Origin of the sequence: Enterobacter sp. HK169, from assembly GCF_001719105.1 — a bacterium.
Taxonomy (GTDB): Bacteria; Pseudomonadota; Gammaproteobacteria; order Enterobacterales; family Enterobacteriaceae; genus Enterobacter; species Enterobacter asburiae_B.
Genome location: NZ_CP017087.1, coordinates 3,515,133 through 3,534,909, shown reverse-complemented (window position 1 = coordinate 3,534,909; position 19,777 = coordinate 3,515,133). Strand labels below are relative to the sequence as shown.

Here is a 19,777-nt window from a genome sequence, read left to right as displayed (position 1 = left end):
TTATGGTGGAGAGCGTGGAGGGCTGCTTTGTCGTGGGTCAAGCGCAGATGATTTGCCTGCCACGCGCGTGTTGGCAATGATTAAACCTGGTCATTAGGTGAAGTGGTATTAAAGTAAAACTTAAATGATAATTTTTCATGAACCTTTTCCCCCGTCCGACGTTTACTTTTACTCAAGGCATCTTACCTCTTAAAACTGGTAGTTTTTTAATTTTAAGAACAAGATTAGCATTAGAGATTGTCATTCTTTATATTTAGCTCTAAGCTATTTTCTTTTGCATACCTGGCTCATTAAAGGCAATGATTAGAATCACAAGGACTGTTGAAAGCGAACATTGCTTACAAGAATATATTTCAACGTTTTCTGCCTTAAATAATCTTATTGACCGACACCTTTCTAAAACTTATCTCAATCTTTTTGCCCGCCCTCAGCAGGCTGAAGATGGTGCGGTTGAATGGTATAGCGAAATAAATGGCAAACCCCAACGCTTTAACGCTTTAAACGTCGTTGAGCGAGACAAAATCGCCATACTCCTCTCACAAAAGCTGGCGGCACTCACTCAACTTCATCAAACACTCTCGACTAGCGCGCAGACTTCTCCCGAAACACTGCAGTTACTGGCAAAAATAGCCAGACAGCCCTCACCAGAAAGAATATGGATCGTTGACGGTCAGCCTGTGATTACAGGCTGGGACATCATGCCTGAAACTAAGTTGCCGGCAGAACCGCTGGCTAAAAAGCGTGGGTGGTTATGGCTGGGGCTTTTAGCACTGGCTCTGCTTCTGGCTCTTGTTCTCCTGCGCGGCTGCTGGCCGACTGTCAAAGTAGCCACTCCTGCCGTTTCTCCCGTCCAGCCAGCCCCTGAGCATCAGGTCAAAATGCTCTGCCCGGCACAGCGGACAAAACAGCAGGCACCTGAAATGGTTATTATTTTTGATGCTTCTGGCTCTATGGCCATGAGCATGGATGCCACACCAGAAGAGATAATGCGGTGGATGCAGGATAAACCTGTACCCGGTATCGATCGTGAACCTCGTCGCATTACGCTCGCGCATCAATCCGCTAAACACATTATCGATGACGTGCCAAATGACATGGACATTAGCCTTATTGCCGCAGCTAATTGCCACCAGGTGAACGCAACTCCGGCTTTCCTGCCGGAACAACGCGCTGAGCTAAAAAAGTTAATTGATAAAATCCAGCCGGTGGGTAAAACCGCTCTGGCAGAGGCGTTAGAAGAGGCGGGGAAACGAGTTAATGGCGTTGACCGTGATGCCATAATTCTACTGGTGACGGACGGGGAAGAGACATGCGGAGGCTCGCCTTGCGATGTCGCGCTTGAGCTAAAAAAACGTAAGCCCCGATTACAGGTCAATGTTGTCGATATCATGAATACCGGCGCCGGAAACTGTATTGCCAGCAATACAGGTGGAAAGGTATTTGCTGTCAATAATACGCAGGAGTTTAATAAGATGATGAACAACGCCGTGAAGGAATATATACCGCAGGGTTGTGATTAACACATTAGAGAAAATGAATACATTGCCAGAAATATAGTTTCACAGCGAAACTTTTTTTTGCGGCAATCGGATATGCGCACGTCCCAATAATAAGTTTAGTTTAGGTCTAAACGTTTTCGGCCATTTGCCGATAATACTCAATATTTTGTTGCCATAAACAATTGACGCAGATTACCCGGCGTATTTGCGGCGTCCTTTTTCACAGTGGAACTTGCTTTCACTTGTTCGTTTAACAGCAAAGGCATGCAGCGTGAAAGAAATTTTTCTATGCAGTGACAAGCTCGATAAATATCAGTCGATGGGTGAGAATGGACAGGCAGTATATATTTCCGCATTACAGCTGCGTGAAACCCTACGACTTAGAAAACAAACGGCGGTTGCTGACACTTTAGCCATCCCGCAAATCAGCGAGCATGGCGATCGAATCGACTGGTATGCCCCGCTGGCCGGTGACGTTATTCCATGGACGGCCGCAACGGAAGCTGAGCGCCAGGCCGCGCTCGCGCAACTCGAAACCACCCATGCAGCGTTTCGCCAGATAAGTAATGAATTTGCCCAAAGCCAGCAGCCGGAACGCCGGCTCTTTGGGAAATTACTTGAAAAAGCGATGCAATTCCCCGATCAGCAGCACGTGTGGCTGGTAGGTGGAAAGCCGGTCATCAGTTTTTGGGGATTTGTGAACGCCACTAACCAGGCCCGCATCGAGCCGTTAGACTGTTTGCGTCCCATATCTACAGCCTTGCCTCCGCAATCAGCCAGTATTGAACCGGTGATACCAGAACGCACTTTCACGCATCAAAGGCACGCCAAAAGACGCTGGTGGTTGCTCTTACCCGCATGGTTGCGTTGGCTACTGCCGCTACTTCTGTTACTCCTTTTAGCGTTACTGTTCTTACGGGGTTGCATGCCAGGCATAACGATCCCTGGTATTTCATCTTCCGTACCCGCTTTGCCCGCGCCCCACCTTCCAACAGCCGAATCTCTTGCGCCGTCGTCAAGGGCCATCATCAGCACAACAACGTCTAAGGCGAACCTGCATTCGACAACGGGCAGTGAGATTTTAAGCACCACGGGCACTTCACTCACAACGTCACAAGAGCAATCAGCATTACAAACGCCGTCACAAAGCGCAGCAGCAACGGCATCTGCTGTGGATCCTGCGTCAGCCACGAATAGCCCTCATCCCGGCGGAACAGCACCTGCTCTCGAAGCGCCATCGGCCAATACCTCAACTGGCGCTAAAGTCCCGTTGACCCTGCCCGCATCTTCACTGGCCCAAGGAAACACCCGTTTTCTGGACGGGAACTGGCACGCAGGGGCTGGTATTCAGGATCAACGCACAGGAAAGCCCCTTAGTCTGAGTTACCAAATCAATGACGGTAAGGGCGAAGTACAGATGATCCGTGGCGACGGTGTGACCTGTCGTGGCGCGGTCAACGCGGCCATTCAGTCAGGTCATCTCGCCATTAACAATCAGGGAGAAGCACAGTGCTCCGATGGCTCACGCTACCAAATGCCAGAAATTCTGTGTGCTCCCGGCGCGCAAAACATTGCGGATTGCAAAGGCCGTTACGACGCCAAAACACTTTTCCCTATTTCGATGAAGCAGGAGGCAAGTCAGTAAATGCTCGCTGAACTCACTGATTTTAAAAAACAGGTCAAACTTATTCGCGACAGCGGGATCCAGTTCCTTGATTTCGCCTTTACCCTGCCAACGCGTAAAGAATATGGGGAATTTCTTCGTCAACAGGGCGACGAGGCTATTATGCGGCTTATCTATAATGAGAGGGAAGATAAGCTGCAGATCCCTCAACCTGACAGCGAACCTCCTCGCTACGCAGACTCCGACTACACATTGACGACCGAAGAGTCGCTACGCCTCTATCGCGGCCTCTGGTTACCGCTGCCATTTTTCCGCTTCAACCCGCCACGAGCCTTTGCTCACGGGCCGTATAACTGGTCACGCGTCCAGTTCCATGAGCTGCCTGAGCCGGATGAAAAGGGCAATACCTGGCGCGCTACTCTGATTTTTGATACCAAAATTTTCCCGGATCGCGAGAATACGCAGTATCTCGCACCGGGCGAGGATGATATCCGTTCAGGGGCGGGATTTGCTCTGGCACGCCATCCTCACGAGATGGGGGAGTTTCTCTCACTGCCATGGGTGAATGAATGGCTACGGGAAATTTTCAGTACTCAGGCTCGCGAAGTATTACGCCAACATATTGATGACATTGATGAACAACTACTGCAGAAGGAACATCAGGCGCATTATCTTAACCTGCTGCATGTCCTGGCGACGACGATTGTCGTTCCTGAAGTACAGGTCAACGACGTAAAAATCCGGGACTCAGCGATACCTGTAGATCTCGTGCTGGACATTGGTAACTCACGTAGCTGCGGCATCCTGATCGAAGAACATCGTGACGACAATAAAGGGCTTTCTCAACTTTATCAGCTTCAGCTCCGAGATTTGAGCCAACCGCAATTTGTTTATAACGAGCCTTTTGACAGCCGTCTCGAGTTTGCCCAGGCCGAATTCGGCAAGCAGGATTTCTCGCTAAAAAGCGGGCGCAGCGATGCCTTCACATGGCCAACCATTGGACGCGTCGGCGGAGAAGCCTTCAGAATGGCGGCTCAACGCCTGGGTACCGAGGGCTCAACAGGGATCTCCAGCCCTAAACGCTACCTCTGGGACGATCAACCCTATTCACCGGGATGGCGCTTTAGCCAGGCCTTCGTGAAAAGTGACAGAGAGCCGTTAGCCACTGCAGCACCGCTGCTGTATATGATCAACGATCAGGGGAAATTGCTCATTCGCCTGAAAAATGAAGAAGACCGTATGCCCGTCTTCACGCCGGTATACAGTCGTAGCTCGCTGATGACGATGATGTTGTCAGAGGTATTAAGCCAGGCTCTCATGCAAATCAACAGCCCTTCACAGCGGCTGAAGATGAACCACGCCAGCACACCGCGTCGTTTACGAAATGTCATTATGACTGTCCCTCCGGCGATGCCAAAGCCTGAGCGCGCTATCTTTGAGGAGAGCATGCATGACGCTATCCGCATGGTCTGGAAAGCGCTCGGCTGGGAAGAGATGGATTATGAAGGCGATGACCCGCAGTGCTTGAAATACGCCCATCCAGGCGTACACGTGAAGTGGGACGAAGCCACCTGTGGGCAGTTGGTATATCTCTATAACGAAACGCAGAACTACTTTGGCGGTCGCACGGACGAATTTTTTGCAGCTACTCGCCGTCCCGATACTCAAAAGGACACCAGCGATACACGCTCATTAAAAATCGCGTCGATTGACATTGGCGGAGGAACGACCGATCTCGTCATTTCTCGCTACACGCTGGATGAAGGCCAGGGCATTAACGTCCGGATTACCCCGAAACAGCTTTTCCGTGAAGGGTTTAAGGTAGCAGGCGACGACATACTGCTGGATGTTATACGGCTTTTCCTCCAGCCAGCAGTAAAAGCGGCCATGACCAAAGTCGGCCACAGCGATCTTGCAGCCGAATCAATGATGTCACAACTGTTCGGTAGTGAATCGATCGAAGCCGGAAAACAGGTATTACGTCAGCAGCTAACATTGCAGATCTTCGCGCCTCTGGCGTTATCTATTTTGCATCGCTATGAAGAGTACTCCCCGGAAAATGGTCGGGAGATACTGAATTACACTTTCCGTGAGCTACTTGCCGATAATCTTCCAACCGAGAAAGTACAGGATTACGTCAACGACGTTGCCCGTTCCGGACAGCTTGCGAGCGAAGTACCGTTCTCCATTCTGGATGTACCGCTGGAGTTGGATCTTGCGCGTCTGCACAATGAATTTATCGACCCTCGCAGCGGGCGAATGAACATTTGCCACAGCCTGCGCGCGTTGTGCGAAGTGCTTTGGCACTACAACTGCGATGTATTACTTTTAACCGGTCGTCCATCCCGCCTGCCGGGAATTCAAGCGCTCATTCGCCAGCTTCAACCTGTTCCCCCTTCTCGCGTGCTGCCACTCCACGGTTATGAAACCGGTGGCTGGTATCCGTTTAACAAGAAAGGATGCATTGACGATCCGAAATCGACAGCCGTTGTGGGGGCGATGCTGTGCCTGTTAGCGGAGAAATCCAGGCTCAACAACTTCTTCTTCCGCACTGCGAACTTTAAGCCTTATTCAACCATCCGCTATGTCGGGATGCTTGATGGAAACAATGTGATTAAAGACAGCAATGTCGCCTATCGCGACGTTGATTTGGACTCCGCTGATTTCCAGTTACCGGAAGGGAAAGGCTTTGAAGCACGGGGGAAGTGCGTATCGGTTTCCGCCAGCTTGATAACGAACGCTGGCCATCGACCGCACTTTACACCCTAAAAATTACCAGTGCGAACCTGGCAAGCGAGCTGTCGGGTGATGCTGTAATAAGCATCGGTTTAACCGCAGAACAGGGACGTGGACGTAGTAGCGAAGAACCGGTCAGTCCGGAGCGCTTCCAGATTGGCTCGATGGAAATGAAAAACGCACAGCGCGGCTATGGTCGTAGAGATGTTGCATTCCAGTTGAACACAATGGTCGGTAATGGGCTGAGTGAAACCCATTACTGGCTGGATAGCGGGAGTATTAAAAGCTAATGAGCACTATTCATCCCAACACCATTATCCAGGGCTGGAATGGCGTCGAACAAGGTGCAGGCCGGGCCATTGACTGGATCGCAAGCGTTCGTCAGGACGCGCCGCGCCTGAACACTGAAGCCGATCGCCTGACCATGAACTTGCGCCGCAGCCGTAACAAAGCACGCAGATTGGCGCAGGCCGCAGCGAAACCGATGACAATCGGCTTCTTTGGCTTGTCGCAGGCAGGCAAATCGTATCTCATTTCCGCGCTGGCTGCGGGTGAAAACGGAAAGCTGGAAACACGCCTCGGCGGCAATCAGCTCGATTTTCTGACCCACATCAACCCGCCTGGCGGCGGCAAAGAGGCGACGGGTCTTGTTACCCGGTTTAGCCGCAGTGCTCAGAGCTCAGACGACCGCTGGCCTGTCACGTTACAGCTCTTCAACGAAGTGGAAATGGGGAAGATCCTCGCCAACGCATTCATCCATGACTTCAACCAGGAAAAATTTGACTGGCAGTTCGATGAAAAACGCATCAGCGATCTGTTAACGTCCCTGTCGAAACGACGCCTGACCTCCCGCAGCCCTGGCGTGACCGAAGATGACGTAGTTTCTTTTTGGGATTACCTCATCCGCCATGCTGAGAAAACGCAAAGCCGTTTTGCCCTGACCTACTGGCCACAGGCAGTAAGCCTCGCACCATGGCTTTCTGTTGAAGATCGCGGCCAGCTTTTCTCCGTTTTATGGGGCGAAGTACCAGAACTAACCAATGCCTATATCCGTTTTGCCAACACGCTACAGCGTCTCGGTGGAGTGCAGGAGCTGCGTGCCCCGCTGAGCACGCTGGTTCGTAACGAAAACGGCCTGCTTATCCAGCGGGATAGCATCATGAACGTCGATATGCTGGAGCGGCTGAATACCCCGTCGGATCAGACTATTGAAGTCTGTCCTGTGGTAAATGGGCAAACGGGTGCGTCTATTTCGCTATCGCTGGCAGAGCTCACTGCGCTTACCGTTGAATTGCATATCCCGTTAATGTCTCCGCCTCGCGAAACAATCTTCGAAGCCGTCGACTTGCTTGATTTCCCGGGTTATCGCGGCCGTCTGGCGGTGGAGTCCATGAGTGATGTCACTCGCGAGGTTAAAAATGCAGAGAGCAACCCGCTAGCGCAGTTAATTTTGCGCGGAAAAGTGGCCTATCTTTTTGAACGCTACACCGAAAACCAGGAGATGAATGTCCTGGTGGTGTGTACGGCCTCAACAAAACAGTCCGATGTCAAAGAAGTGGGCGGCGTTCTGGACGAGTGGATCCGTTACACCCAGGGCGCCGATGCCGACGCGCGTGGTCGTCGCTTACCTGGCCTAGTCTGGGCATTAACCATGTTTGATCTGCGCATTAGCCAAAACCTTTCCCATGACGAAGCACTTCTTCGCCAGTCCTGGGGGCTTGGCGGGATGATCAAAATGGCGATGACCGAGCGTTTTGGCCAGTACAAATGGATGCAGGAATGGAGCCAGGGTCAGGCGTTCAATAACACGTTCCTGGTACGCAAACCGCGCCAGCAAACGCCCTTTATCCGCATGAACGCAGGTAGTGAAGCGGCTTTCAACGACGACAATGGCGGGCAGCTCGCACTGATGCGGAAAACCTTCCTTGAAGATGAAGCTGTCGCTCGCTACATCGCGAACCCTGCTGAAGCCTGGGATGCGATGCTCACCCTCAACGACGGTGGTATGCGCCGAATGGCCGATTATCTGGCCCGCGTCGCCCGCCCTGAACTGAAACTGGAGCGGATCGCAGAACAGCTCGACGAGATCCGCCACGAACTGGTCGAAGGGGGACTGGGGAACTGGTACCAGCCGGACGGCGAAGAAGAGCTGTCCAGAAAATCCCGAATTGCGCAAGAGATCCTTGCCACCCTGAAAAAACGCAGCGGCATGCACGGCGAACTGCTGGCGCGGTTGGTTCCGGCACGCCGCGATCTCCATGCACTTTACATGCAGCAAACGACCCTGTCTGCGCCTGAAGCAGAAGAAGAAGATGCAGGATTCTTTGATATCGGTGTGGAAGATGCTTTCGAAAGCAGCGCAACTGCGGTGACGACGCACAGCCATGAGATCGCTTTCGCGCACCAGAGCGTTCAGCTCTGGATTAACCATCTGCGCGGCCTGCCTGAAACCGCCGCCATGCTCAACTACATCAGTCTTCCGCGCCCGATTGCCGAAGCGCTGGTAGACGAATTGATCACGGGGTTATTGCGTTCACGTGTCGAGGACGCGCTGGTCAATGCAATGAAAAATACCGAGCAGGCTGGCGTTCGTCGCGAACGTATGGTCGAGCGTCAGGTTTCACGCGTGCTTCACGTGATGAGCGATTTCATCACCTGGCTGGGCTATCAAAATATGCCGGAATCGAAACGCCCGGCCCGTCTCAACCAGCCCGAACAGCCGATCTTTACCCGTCCACCAACGTGCGACAGCGTGGTCTGGAAAGGTGATGAACGCCTGGCACGCCTGACGCCGCAACAGCTGAACTACAGTGCCTTCTTTATCATCGACTGGCTGGTTGGCCTGGAAGCACTCATTACCGAAAACGCAGGTCATTCTGCCGGACGCGAGATTAGCGTCGCGCAGAACGAAAATCTGGGCGTCATTCTCCGCCAGATTAAATTGGCAAAGGAGTAACTGGACGTGATCAAACCTGAACTTAAGACGCTGACCCCTATACAACCAGGATTCGCATTGCTCTTGTTGAAAGGCTGGAAAGGCGATGCCGAGGGCGTCACAATCTCGGTAGTACGTAATCAGGATCGCCTGTATCTGGATAGCCACGGTGATTGGGTCAGTGGCGAGATTTTCCTCGCCCTTCCTCCACTGATACAAAATGAGGAGACGCCCTGCGTTCAGGTCGGCCCTTCTCTGATCGATCCACTACTCGCCAACCGCCAGGCGGCCTATCGCATCACCATCAAAGATGGAAGTAATAAGGATATGGGGATTCTGACCATCGCTGAAGGGCTACTCAGCTCCCAGGCCGGTGGTGAAAACCCACTCCCGGAAAATATACAGACGCTGAATGATACCCCCATCGTGCAGCCGATGTCCGTTCAAGAACCGGAACCTGTCGTTTTAGAACCTGTCGCAGAAAAGCCTGTATCTCAACAGCCGCATAAGCCGAAAAGTAAGCTGCCGTTATTTGCGGGATTAGCCATTCTATTGCTCCTGCTGGCCGCTGCTGGGTGGTGGTTTACCCGTAAGCCAGAGCCTGCAATTCCAGCGGCACCTCCCGCGCCCGTCGCGAAAACTACCGGGCCGTGTGGTGATGAACAAATGGCGAGCGGCAATGAAATGGCGTTCGTTAAAGGGTGCCTGCGTAGCCAGCCAAGTAGTGCACAACTGCTGGACGTCATCGCAAAAGCGAAAGCGGCAAAACATTGCGATATCGCTCAGCGCCTTTACGCCTATAAAGCCCAGTCCGGCGATACGCAGATAGCTGTTCGTTATGCACAAGAATATGACCCGAAAACCGCAAAACCAGGGGGATGCTTCAATCCTGACGCAGAGACAGCGGCGTATTGGTATGAATCGGTTGTAAATCAGGACCCGCAGAATAACGAGGCCAAAGCCCGTTTAGCTGAGCTGAAGAAATAGGATAAACAATGAAATACATGCATTGGTTCAGTAGCCTGGTGTGTGCCGCAACGCTGGCATCCCCCGCCTGTGCCGCGGGTAAACAGCCGCTTTTGCAGGAAGGTAAACATGCGTTATTCCAGCGGGTACTGACTTACCCAGGCTGCCAGCTGTCCGCCAAAGCAGGTGAAGCAGGTAAAGAGCAGCCGGCCTTTAGTCGATTCTATGTTTACCAAAGGACAACGCTGGGTCAGGACACGTGGCTGCAGGTTGGGCCGGACAGCTTTGGTCATACCGCTGGCTGGATGAAATCCTCCTGCACCGTTGACTGGAAAATGCAGCTGACGCTGGCGTTTACCAATCCTGCTGGCCGTCAACCGATGCTGTTCTTTAAAGAGAAATCCGACGTTGAGTCTCTTCTGAACAGCAAAAACCCTGCGGCAACATTGCAACCAATGCTCAACAGTTTGAGCAGCCATAAACCGGTCCCGCAGGTTCTGGCACGCGAGCCTGATTACATGGTGGATCAGTTAAAAAACTTTTATCTCTTACCTGTTCTTGGCTCAGATGATGTGTTTACCGATACCGGCTTCCAGGTACGTGTACTCAACGTTGCCTCCGTCAGCGAAAAGTCGCCCGCAAAAAAGGCCGCGTCCGCTGCTGATGAAAAGAACATGATGAAAGGGTTCTCCGCCTCGGTTGTCTTTGTGATCGACTCCACCATCTCGATGGGGCCGTATATCGATCGCACTAAAGAGGCGATCGATAAGATCTACAAGAGGATCGAGAAGGAACACTTACAGGATCAGGTCAAGTTTGGCCTGGTAGCTTTCCGCTCCAGCGTGAAAGCGGTTCCGGGTCTTGAATACGACAGCAAGATGTATGTCGACCCCAATACCGTTAAAGATGGTAAAGACTTCCTCGCTAAAGTACATGACCTGAAGCAGGCTACCGTTTCCAGCAGCAAGGTTGATGAAGATGCTTACGGCGGGGTCATGACAGCGCTGGACAAAGTGGACTGGACGCAGTTTGGCGCCCGCTACGTTGTACTGATTACTGACGCAGGCGCGCTTGATGGCACAGATAAGCTCTCGTCAACCCATCTGGATGCCGCCCAGGTGCGTCAGGAAGCCGCCTATCGTGGCGTTGCGCTGTATGCGTTACATCTGAAAACCTCTGATGGTAAGAAAAATCACAGTTCTGCTGAAGCCCAGTATCAGGAGCTGACGTTAAATCCATTCCTGCACAAACCGCTCTACTATCCTATTGATTCAGGTGATGTAAATAGCTTCGGTAGTATGGTCGATAACCTGGCGAATGCCATTACCGGCCAGATTAAAACAGCCTGGAGCGGCGAAGAAACGGCGGGGAGCGCGCTGGGGGCAAGCCCTAAATATGCCGGTAAGAAAGAAGATCCCCTGCTCAGTGATGCCGACAAGTTAAGTAAGGCAATGCGTCTTGCCTATCTGGGTGAAAAGCAAGGCACCACGGCACCACCGGTATTCAAGTCATGGATAAGCGACCGCGATCTGATTGACCAAAACATCCCGGCGACCGAGGTGCGCGTACTGCTCACGAAAAGCGAGCTCAGCGATCTGAGCGATGTCATGAAGAAGATCGTCAATGCCGCCAATGAGGGGATGATCTCTCCGGATGACATGTTTGCCAGCCTGCGTTCTCTGGCGGCAACCATGGGCAACGATCCAAACCAGGCGAAAGGGAAAAATGCGACCCGCCTAGGAGAGATGGGGCTGCTTGGTGAATATATCGAGAGCTTACCTTACCTCAGTGAAGTATTGAGCCTGGACGAAGAAACCTGGAAAAGCTGGGATGGCCTTGAGCAGGAGCGTTTCATCCGCAGGCTGAATACCAAGCTTAATTACTATCAACGCTACAACCAGGATGTAGACCGTTGGGTGGCATTAGCGCCCGATAGCGACCCACGCGATAACGTTTATCCGGTACCTCTGGAGAACCTGCCCTGATGTTGAGGATCCGCGATATGGAGATCAGCCGGGGCGGAACGCATGGCTATAGCGTCGCCCTCCCGCACCTCTCGTTGAAAAAGGGAGAGGTGGTCGCTCTAACCGGGCCTAGCGGGTGCGGTAAAAGCACGCTTCTGGAGATGATAGGGGCGATCCTCCGCCCAGCGCATCTTGCCGAATACCGGCTCGCCGGTCGCGATATTTCAATACCGCTCATGGCTGAAAACGAGCCTGTCCTGGCCGCGCTTCGCGCACGCGAGCTTGGGTTTATGCTACAGCACGGCGGCTTGTTGCCCTGGTTACCCGTGATAGAAAACATCACTCTGGTTCGCAGGCTGGCAGGACTTAGCCTACAGTCAGCCTGGCTCGATAAGGCCATCGACAGCCTGGGCGTGCGGCCGCTGCTGACAAGAATGCCTTCCCGGCTTTCTATCGGCGAGCGCCAGCGCGTTGCCTTCATCCGTGCGATTGCCCACCAGCCACGCTTACTCCTTGCCGATGAACCGACTGCGGCGCTGGATCCTGATAATGCAGACCGGCTGTTTGACCTGATGATCGGCATGGTGCGCTCACTGGATATGGCAGCCATTGTTGTGAGCCACGACTGGCAGCGCGTGACGCATTTTGGGATTGACCGATATCAGGCCGTGACCGGAGAGGGAAAAAGTGTCTTCTTACCCAGCTGATATGCCAGCGTCAGGCACCCTGCTATGCCGTATGGCTCTGCGCGATCTCATTCACGATCGCAAGGTCGCGCTGTGCATCATCTTCTCTTTGATTGCCGTTATCGCACCGTTATTGCTGCTGTTCGGATTGAAGAATGGCATTGTCAGCCAGCTTCGCCATCAGCTTCTCGACGACCCTCGCACCCGGGAAGTACGTATAACGGGTAATGGTAATTATGATTTTGCCTGGCTTGATAAGCTCGCCCGCCGTTCAGAAGTCGGATTTTCGATTCCGTTAACCCGTTCGCTGAACACTCAGGCCGATCTGGTCCGGGACGGGCAACACTTTGTCCCGGGTGCTGAAGTGATCCCGACGGCCAAAGGCGATCCTCTTTTGCAGGATGTCAGAGCACTGGTCAAAGACAGCGATACCGTACTCAGCGCCAGTGCGGCACGGCGCCTTGGCGTGCAGCCAGGAGATATCCTGCGCCTGATGGTGAGCCGAAAAAGCGAAGGGAAAAACCAACGCGCCACGTTCGCTTTAACCGTTACCGGCGTGCTGGATGACGCAAAATTTTCACGTCAAGGTGCCTTTATTACATTGCCTTTGCTTGTTGCTCTGGAAGACTACCGCGATGGCTTTCAGGTTCCCTTGCTGGGGGTCAGCGATGGCAAGCCGCCCAGAGAGAGAACCCGCTATTCAAGAGCACGTATCTATGCCAGTTCGATAGATGACGTTTCACTCCTCGCGCGGTGGCTGGAGACGCAGAACATTGAGGCTATCACTCAGTCAGCTCAAATTGAGTCTGTGCGTGCCATCGACCGTGTGCTGGGGATTATCTTTGGCGTGATTGCCTGGATCTCTGCATCAGGGTGCATCGCCTCGTTAGTCGGTGCCTTCATCGCCAACATTGATCGTAAGCGCAAAGATATGGCCGTGCTGCGCCTTCTGGGTTTTCGCCGTCGCGCTGTGACGCTTTTTATTATTATTCAGGCGCTGTGTTTGACCGGCGTCTCATACGGACTGGGTGTGATCATCTACCTGCTGGGCAGCGCATTGTTCAACCATGTGTTGGGCAGTTCTTTACCGGACCAGGCATTCGTCTGTCACCTTGACCCCCTTCATTTTATCGCCGCATTGCTCTGTGTCCTTGCCGTGGCGTTAGGCGTGGCCGCTATCGGAGCACTGCGCGCACTGAAAATCGAACCTGCGGAGAGTTTACGTGAAATCTAAACTGGCGATGAGCCTGGCTATCATTGGACTCGGGTACGCCTGCGCGGCGAATGCCACCTGGGATGAAAAGTTCTGGAACCCAAAACCTCTGGCCGATGACGTGATATTGCCTATGCCGTGCGACGGTGCCATGGCATTTCGCAAAGTCGCTATCCCGCTGAATAAACCGCTGGAAGATTACAACATCACGCTGGGGCAAGAAGGCGACGACTGGGGATACGTTGAACAATCTCGCCAGGAACACATTGCAGGCAGTTTCCCGGAGAAGGGTGGTAAGGGCCGTTATTACCTGATGGCCAAATATGAACTGAGCGACCTGCAGTATCGCGCGCTTTCTGGGGAATGCCCGACGACGGATATGAAAGGACGTTTACCGAAGGTGAGTATTGGCTGGATGGATGCCATGGTATTCGCAAATCAATACAACCTGTGGTTACGAAAAGAAAAACTTTCTGCACTGCCTGAAGATGATGGTCAGGCGGGATTTTTACGGCTTCCGACAGAAACCGAGTGGGAGTTTGCCGCACGCGGCGGGCTCGCGGTTTCCCCCGCAGAGTTCCGCGATCGCCACTTCCCCATGCCTGAAGGATTAAACGGTTATGTCTGGTTTGCGGGGGCACAGTCTGCAAATGGAAAACTTCAGCTTACCGGCCTGCTGAAACCTAACCCGCTCGGATTGCACGACATACTGGGCAACGCAGCAGAGATGATGTTTGACCCGTTCCGCCTGAACAAGCTCGATCGCCTGCATGGTAAGGCTGGGGGCTATGTCGTTCGGGGGGGCAGTTATATGACTCCTCAGGCGGATATCCGCAGTTCACTGCGTGGAGAGGAGCCGTACTATGCCAATGCGGGCGAGAATACAACCAAAAGCACCGGTGTTCGTCTGGTTTTAGTTTCCACAACCCTGACATCACGCGAGCGGGTGAAAGAGATTGAAAAAGAGTGGCAATCATTAGGCACGGGTAAAAAGGAGACACCTGCAGGCAAAGCTGATGATTCGCTAAAAAACCTGAATGCTATCTCGGCAAAAGTCCAGGATGACGCGCTGAAGAAACAACTTGAGCAACTGCGCGGTGAGCTGCGCGCAAATAGCCAGCTTCGGGATGAACAACGGGATCAGGCAATACGCACATCGTTACAGTTGGGCGCCTTTTTGTGCACAAAAATGAAAGATGACGGCGAGTTTTACGATCGTCTCAACCAGCTCTTCACCAAAACCTGTGCCGCAGGCAGCCAGCTTGATGCTAATTGCTCCCGCCGTCAGGAACAGCTTGGTCAACATCAAAAAGCCCTTGATTTTATTACCAGTTATTACGCTGACACCCTGGTAGACATGGGCACAACCTATGACAAACCCCTCATCGAACCGCAGGTCGCTGTCGTATTGCAACAGATGGCTGCACGCGGAAAAACCAACCTTAACGGTTATCTCGATACCTACTGGAAGAACCTTCAGGGGTACTGGAAAGATGGAAAAGTTGCGCGCGAGGCGTGGCTTAGTTCATGTAAAAAAAATAATTAAATAGTTCAGGAGATTGGAATGTTAAAGGTTATTCGCACAGCAGTGATAGCAGGAATGATGGTATTTCTGGCGGGGTGCCAGAATGGCAGTACGGGAAGTAGTGGCGGCGTCGACCCGCGCCTTGCCAATAATCAGGACGTTGAGTTTTTCAATAAATCAGGCTGGCAGGCCTGTGCTGGCGGCGCGGTAATCGGCGCACTGGCTTGCGCTGTCAGTAACTCCAGCAACAAAGCGGTATGTATGGCCGCCGCCGCTATCGCCGGTTGCGGTGTGGGTATGGGGGCTAACGCCTATCTGGATAATCAGCGCAAAAAATACGCCTCCCAAGAGCTGCAGTTAAACGCAACGATTAAGGATGTTGAAGCCGAAAACAAACGCATTCAGAACGCAACCAGCGTTGCAAAATCGGTTATCGACTCTGATAAAAAGACCCTCGCTCAAATAGAAAAAGATATGGCTGCAAACACGGTGAAAAAAGACGCCGTACAGAAGCAAATTAAAGGAGTGGATGCCAACATTGCTTACCTTCGCGGCACCATCACCGACATGAAAAAACATGAGAAGCAGTGGCAGGACGTTTCTGCAGACATGAGCAAATCCGGCAGTGATACCCAAAATCTGGATAGCGAGATTGCGTTGATGCGCGACAAAATTGGCTCTCTGCAGGGCGAGCTCGATAGCCTCTATACCCAGCGCACCGCGCTGAAAGTCGGTTGAGGGGAATAGCAATGCGTTATATTTTTCTTGCACTCAGCGCACTCATATTAGCCGGCTGTGCCACTAACGCGCGAGATTGTGACCCGACAACCGGTGATGTCAGCATTATTACCAAATTTAACTGCAACTACTCCGGCACCTGGGATAAGCGCGTTGAAGATAAACAAAAAACGCTGCAACACGATCAGGAACTGAATAAAGAGTTCAAAGCGGTGAATGATGCGATTGAAAAAGAGAAAGCACTGAGCAATGCCAACGTAGCCAGTAAACAAAAATCGCAGCAAGAACTGCAAAAGTCGATGAACAATCTGGTCGCCCAGTTGAAGAAAAAAACAGCTGGCCGGGCTGATGCTCAAAAGCAAGTTGCAGACCTGGAAAAAAGTATGAAGGAGGCGCAAAACAAACCAAGCGCTTCCGAATTGCAAAAACAGATGGAACTGCAGAAGCTGCAGGGACAGCTGAATGAATTACAAGAAACACTGGCTTCACAATAATAAAATAGCAGCCGGATTACCGGCTGCTTTACCTGCTAAGGAAAAATAACGTTGAAATCTCAATTACTCTCTGCTGGATTATTGACACTTCTGGCGACAACTCCAAGCGTTCATGCTGCACCGCCTGAGCCTGAACTTATTTTCAACTGCGAACTCACGAACGGAAAATACGTTATCGTCCGTCTGGATCACGATGTTCCTACTTATTATTACGGCTCACTTGAAAAAGTAGAAATGACTCTCCCCCAAAATGAGGGAGACAAAACGCAGGTTCGCCTGGGTGAAATGACGTTCTCAGGTGGAGGCGCTTATTATTATCGTTTCATCAATGGCAACTACAGCTATGTTGTTTATAGCGGTACGGGAAAAGGATGGGATTATACCGGCCTGAAAGTATATAAAAACCAAAAGCTCATCATGAAAAAAGAGTGCACTAATGGGGGGTTTTTACCTAATGAATATCGCGGTCAAGGCCTCGTAAAAGAAGCGGACACCGGTGATGATGCAACATACGGTTATGTTGATTAATACATCATTTTCAGGATGGTAAAATATGATGAGCCGTTACTTACACTGTAGCACAGTATTCGCATGTCTTTTATTCGCTGCTCCAACTCATGCGATTGAGATCTGGCACTCAAACACCGTCTGGGCAAATCAAGGGATGTGCAGCGCCACTTTCACGCTGGACAGTGGCATGGAAAGCGTTGGTTCGTTAGAGGTAGGCTTTGACCTCGTTGATGCAAAAAATAACCTTGTAGCTCATGATACTTTGCAGGTAGACCCATTCGGCGATTCTGATGCCACGCGATACCAAACGGCTTTCGCCGAAGGCGAGCATTATTGCGAAAGCAATCTCACGCTGCGCCTGACGTCACTGGCATTAGTTAACGGAAAGACCAAACAGCCTTTACCTCTCAGTTTGCTTACACCAAGGGCATTTATTCCATTCCCTATCATTAACCCACAGGCAGATCACTAATATGTCTATAGACGCTGAAGCAAACTCAACACCTGACAATAATGGACCTGGCCTTTGCTTTTTGTTATTACTTATCTTTGGCGGGTTCGTTTTCTTTATACCTGCAAGCGTTGTGGTCGCCTTCCCGGCCGTTCTCGCCGGTTCCTTCCTGTATTTTATCTGGTATCTTATTTCGGAAGGGCATTTAGGCAATATTCTTGGCAGTATGATCGTCAGCATGATACTAATGGCTATCGCCGCAGCTATTCCTGTCATTGGCTGGATATTGTTACTTCTATGGATCTTCTACAATATTGCGAAAGCCTTTGAGACGATAAAAACATTACTTCCCGATGCGCTCTTTAGCGCTGTTCTCTATGGATGTTTGCTCTTTCCCGTTATCCAGGAAATGGCAATGGACGGGGAGAGCAACATGGCTGCCACTATCGCTTGTGGTGTCGTGTACGTGATAACTGCAGGGCTTTATTGTTCCAGGTTAACGCAGCTGGCAACCAACACTAAGCAAAGTATTTTCTATTTTTCAATTATGTGGCTTTCGGTCCCACTTATCGCACTTCTGATCGTCTCGATTGTGGCATCCTTACGCGCGGCATTCAGAACCGTGCTGACCCCGGTGCAGACCGTGGTCAAAACCCCGCAAAACGTATCAGCGCATATGCGAGGCGGGAGCCATGTCAACGCTTACACCCGAACTGTGACCACCATTCAACATAGCGTGACCTCCCAGACGCTTCCGGGGATGGGAGCTGTTGGTGCCTCTATGGTTGGTTCCGTATCGGAGGCAACGATAACAACACCACAACAGCCACAGCAAACCTTGCCAGCGCTGGAACACAAACCAGCCGGGGGTGAATTAACACAGTATGCGACGAACAAAGACCACAACTTTTACCGCTACGACAATCTCAACGCGAAAAAAATAAGCAATTTCGTCCAGGCGGCCAGTCATCGTCAATCGCTGCCTCCTCTCACGGAAGATGCGATCCTGTTCTACTACGACGAAACGGTTTTCGGCCAAGGGGATCATGGTGTGGTATTAACCGATGACGGTGTTTATTGCGTGTTGGGAAAATTGTATGAAACTTTCTACGCCCGCTTCAACGAAGTCAGTAGCGTAGTCATAAAAGGATCCTTTAATAAAAAAATTGTCCTGCATATGAAGAATGGCCAGAAACATAATATTGAACTGACTCAATCAAATGCCGGGGCAAAAAAAATCTACGAACTTATCAGCATCGCAGCCCAGAATTAAGTAATCCTCCAGGCACCCGCTCAACGGGTGCCTTTCAGACTTCTGCATGACACATTCTGACAGTTTCACGCTTTATCGTGATCGCCATATTTACAGCGGCTTATATCGTTACGTTAAGAGAGAACTGTCATGAGGCCTGAAATGAGCGATTTCACTGAACTGCCGGTCACTGGCTTTGTTAAGACCAAAACAGCGGTCTACACGCGTAAACAGAACCCCTCGGTATTCTCGCCCGTGGCGCGTGAACTCCCTGCGGGAAGCCAGCTGACGGTGCAGGCTGCGGTGATGGGGGATGCTGTGGAAGGCAACGCGCACTGGTATCGCATTGATGAGGATACATACATCTGGGCGGGGGCATGTACACGGCTCGATCCTTACCCGGCGTTTCCGCCAGGCACGCGAACGAACTGGATGGCGGTGGTGTTCGAGGTACGCTAGGTCCGGCGTAGGTCGGGTTAGGCGAAGCCGTCACCCGACTCAAACACGCCGCGAAAACTTAATCCAGCTTCAGCTCGTCATAATGGGTAATCAGTTTACCCACGATGCCGTAGTCCAGCGCTTCTGCCGGAGACATCCAGAAGTTGCGGTCGGTGTCTTTTTTCACTTTTTCCAGCGGCTGGCCGGTGGCGTCAGCGATCAGCTTGTTCACGCGATCCAGCATGCGGATGATCTCGCGCGCTTCGATCTCAATATCCGTCGCCTGACCGCGCACGCCGCCCAGCGGCTGGTGGATCATAAAGCGGGTATTTGGCAGCGAGTAGCGGTGCTCTTTCTTCGCCGCCAGGAAGATGGTGATCCCGGCGCTCGCCACCCAGCCGGTGCCGATGACGTGCACTTCCGGGCGGATGAACTTGATGAAGTCGTGGATGGTATCGCCCGCTTCCACGTGGCCGCCCTGGCTGTTGATGTACAGCTTGATCGGATCGTTGCTGACGCTTTGCAGCAGGATCATCTGGGTGATGACCTTCTGCGCCAGCTCCTGGTTGATCTCACCGGAGATCACAATCGAACGAGACTCCAGCAGTTTTTGCTGCAGAGCGCCCGCGCCGTTTGACCCTTCCGCTTTTTCCTTGTCGCTATCTTTCAGTGTGTAGTGCATTGTTATTTCCTCAGCTTGTCGCGCTCAAAACCAGAGTGTAGCCTGTTTTACCGGTGAAAGTCCT

At 52.0% G+C, this 19,777-nt stretch carries 15 protein-coding genes and 1 pseudogene; 15 read left to right on the top strand and 1 reads right to left on the bottom strand.

The window, feature by feature from the left end; all coding sequences use genetic code 11:
• Positions 1-299 precede the first annotated feature (299 nt).
• The 15 genes and pseudogenes from EnteroDNA1_RS16790 (at position 300) to EnteroDNA1_RS16720 (ending at position 19,052) form a co-directional block, all read left to right on the top strand.
• Positions 300-1,520, top strand: a complete 1,221-nt coding sequence (locus EnteroDNA1_RS16790) for a VWA domain-containing protein (protein WP_033144537.1) — start codon at positions 300-302, stop codon at positions 1,518-1,520.
• Positions 1,521-1,770: 250 nt separating this feature from the next.
• Complete coding sequence (locus tag EnteroDNA1_RS16785; protein ID WP_231926979.1) at positions 1,771-3,144, top strand: SrfA family protein; 1,374 nt, start codon at positions 1,771-1,773, stop codon at positions 3,142-3,144.
• A pseudogene (locus EnteroDNA1_RS16780) lies at positions 3,145-6,149 on the top strand (virulence factor SrfB).
• A complete protein-coding gene (locus EnteroDNA1_RS16775; protein WP_069303611.1) occupies positions 6,149-8,815 on the top strand; it encodes a putative virulence factor in 2,667 nt (888 codons plus the stop codon). The pseudogene EnteroDNA1_RS16780 and the gene EnteroDNA1_RS16775 overlap by 1 nt, the downstream one beginning before the upstream one ends.
• Before the next feature lie 6 nt (positions 8,816-8,821).
• Positions 8,822-9,781: a hypothetical protein gene (locus EnteroDNA1_RS16770; protein ID WP_033144533.1), complete on the top strand. Its 960-nt coding sequence runs from the start codon at positions 8,822-8,824 to the stop codon at positions 9,779-9,781.
• 8 nt (positions 9,782-9,789) lie between these two features.
• The gene (locus EnteroDNA1_RS16765) at positions 9,790-11,745 is read left to right on the top strand and encodes a vWA domain-containing protein (protein ID WP_033144532.1); all 1,956 of its coding nucleotides are present in this window, start codon (positions 9,790-9,792) and stop codon (positions 11,743-11,745) included.
• On the top strand, positions 11,745-12,431 hold the full coding sequence (locus tag EnteroDNA1_RS16760) for an ABC transporter ATP-binding protein (RefSeq protein WP_087823597.1): 687 nt from the start codon (positions 11,745-11,747) through the stop codon (positions 12,429-12,431). The genes EnteroDNA1_RS16765 and EnteroDNA1_RS16760 overlap by 1 nt, the downstream gene beginning before the upstream one ends.
• 31 nt (positions 12,432-12,462) lie before the next feature.
• Positions 12,463-13,644, top strand: a complete 1,182-nt coding sequence (locus EnteroDNA1_RS16755; protein ID WP_231926978.1) for an ABC transporter permease — start codon at positions 12,463-12,465, stop codon at positions 13,642-13,644.
• 130 nt (positions 13,645-13,774) lie between these two features.
• A complete protein-coding gene (locus EnteroDNA1_RS16750; RefSeq protein ID WP_223998095.1) occupies positions 13,775-15,169 on the top strand; it encodes an SUMF1/EgtB/PvdO family nonheme iron enzyme in 1,395 nt (464 codons plus the stop codon).
• 18 nt (positions 15,170-15,187) lie between these two features.
• Entirely contained in the window at positions 15,188-15,886 is a 699-nt protein-coding gene (locus tag EnteroDNA1_RS16745) for a hypothetical protein (protein WP_033144530.1), read from the top strand.
• Between the two features lie 11 nt (positions 15,887-15,897).
• A complete protein-coding gene (locus EnteroDNA1_RS16740; protein ID WP_033144529.1) occupies positions 15,898-16,380 on the top strand; it encodes a hypothetical protein in 483 nt (160 codons plus the stop codon).
• Positions 16,381-16,431: 51 nt separating this feature from the next.
• Complete coding sequence (locus EnteroDNA1_RS16735; protein ID WP_058840477.1) at positions 16,432-16,908, top strand: hypothetical protein; 477 nt, start codon at positions 16,432-16,434, stop codon at positions 16,906-16,908.
• Positions 16,909-16,933: 25 nt separating this feature from the next.
• The gene (locus tag EnteroDNA1_RS16730; RefSeq protein WP_064673168.1) at positions 16,934-17,362 is read left to right on the top strand and encodes an IrmA family protein; all 429 of its coding nucleotides are present in this window, start codon (positions 16,934-16,936) and stop codon (positions 17,360-17,362) included.
• Position 17,363: 1 nt separating this feature from the next.
• Positions 17,364-18,614, top strand: a complete 1,251-nt coding sequence (locus EnteroDNA1_RS16725) for a hypothetical protein (RefSeq protein WP_069303609.1) — start codon at positions 17,364-17,366, stop codon at positions 18,612-18,614.
• 141 nt (positions 18,615-18,755) lie between these two features.
• Positions 18,756-19,052: a hypothetical protein gene (locus tag EnteroDNA1_RS16720; protein ID WP_048980634.1), complete on the top strand. Its 297-nt coding sequence runs from the start codon at positions 18,756-18,758 to the stop codon at positions 19,050-19,052.
• Between the two features lie 58 nt (positions 19,053-19,110).
• On the opposite strand, the gene EnteroDNA1_RS16715 is transcribed toward EnteroDNA1_RS16720, so the two are convergent.
• On the bottom strand, positions 19,111-19,713 hold the full coding sequence (locus EnteroDNA1_RS16715; protein WP_023310243.1) for an ATP-dependent Clp protease proteolytic subunit: 603 nt from the start codon (positions 19,711-19,713) through the stop codon (positions 19,111-19,113).
• Between the last annotated feature and the right edge of the window lie 64 nt (positions 19,714-19,777).

Excerpts from the sequence above, each read along its gene's own strand:
- EnteroDNA1_RS16725 (WP_069303609.1), top strand. The coding sequence starts at position 17,364 with ATGTCTATAGACGCTGAAGCAAACTCAACACCTGACAATAATGGACCT.
- EnteroDNA1_RS16720 (WP_048980634.1), top strand. The coding sequence starts at position 18,756 with ATGAGCGATTTCACTGAACTGCCGGTCACTGGCTTTGTTAAGACCAAA.
- EnteroDNA1_RS16730 (WP_064673168.1), top strand. The coding sequence starts at position 16,934 with ATGATGAGCCGTTACTTACACTGTAGCACAGTATTCGCATGTCTTTTA.
- EnteroDNA1_RS16750 (WP_223998095.1), top strand. The coding sequence starts at position 13,775 with ATGGCATTTCGCAAAGTCGCTATCCCGCTGAATAAACCGCTGGAAGAT.
- EnteroDNA1_RS16775 (WP_069303611.1), top strand. The coding sequence starts at position 6,149 with ATGAGCACTATTCATCCCAACACCATTATCCAGGGCTGGAATGGCGTC.
- EnteroDNA1_RS16715 (WP_023310243.1), bottom strand. The coding sequence starts at position 19,713 with ATGCACTACACACTGAAAGATAGCGACAAGGAAAAAGCGGAAGGGTCA.
- EnteroDNA1_RS16765 (WP_033144532.1), top strand. The coding sequence starts at position 9,790 with ATGAAATACATGCATTGGTTCAGTAGCCTGGTGTGTGCCGCAACGCTG.
- EnteroDNA1_RS16740 (WP_033144529.1), top strand. The coding sequence starts at position 15,898 with ATGCGTTATATTTTTCTTGCACTCAGCGCACTCATATTAGCCGGCTGT.
- EnteroDNA1_RS16755 (WP_231926978.1), top strand. The coding sequence starts at position 12,463 with ATGGCTCTGCGCGATCTCATTCACGATCGCAAGGTCGCGCTGTGCATC.
- EnteroDNA1_RS16760 (WP_087823597.1), top strand. The coding sequence starts at position 11,745 with ATGTTGAGGATCCGCGATATGGAGATCAGCCGGGGCGGAACGCATGGC.
- EnteroDNA1_RS16745 (WP_033144530.1), top strand. The coding sequence starts at position 15,188 with ATGTTAAAGGTTATTCGCACAGCAGTGATAGCAGGAATGATGGTATTT.
- EnteroDNA1_RS16790 (WP_033144537.1), top strand. The coding sequence starts at position 300 with ATGATTAGAATCACAAGGACTGTTGAAAGCGAACATTGCTTACAAGAA.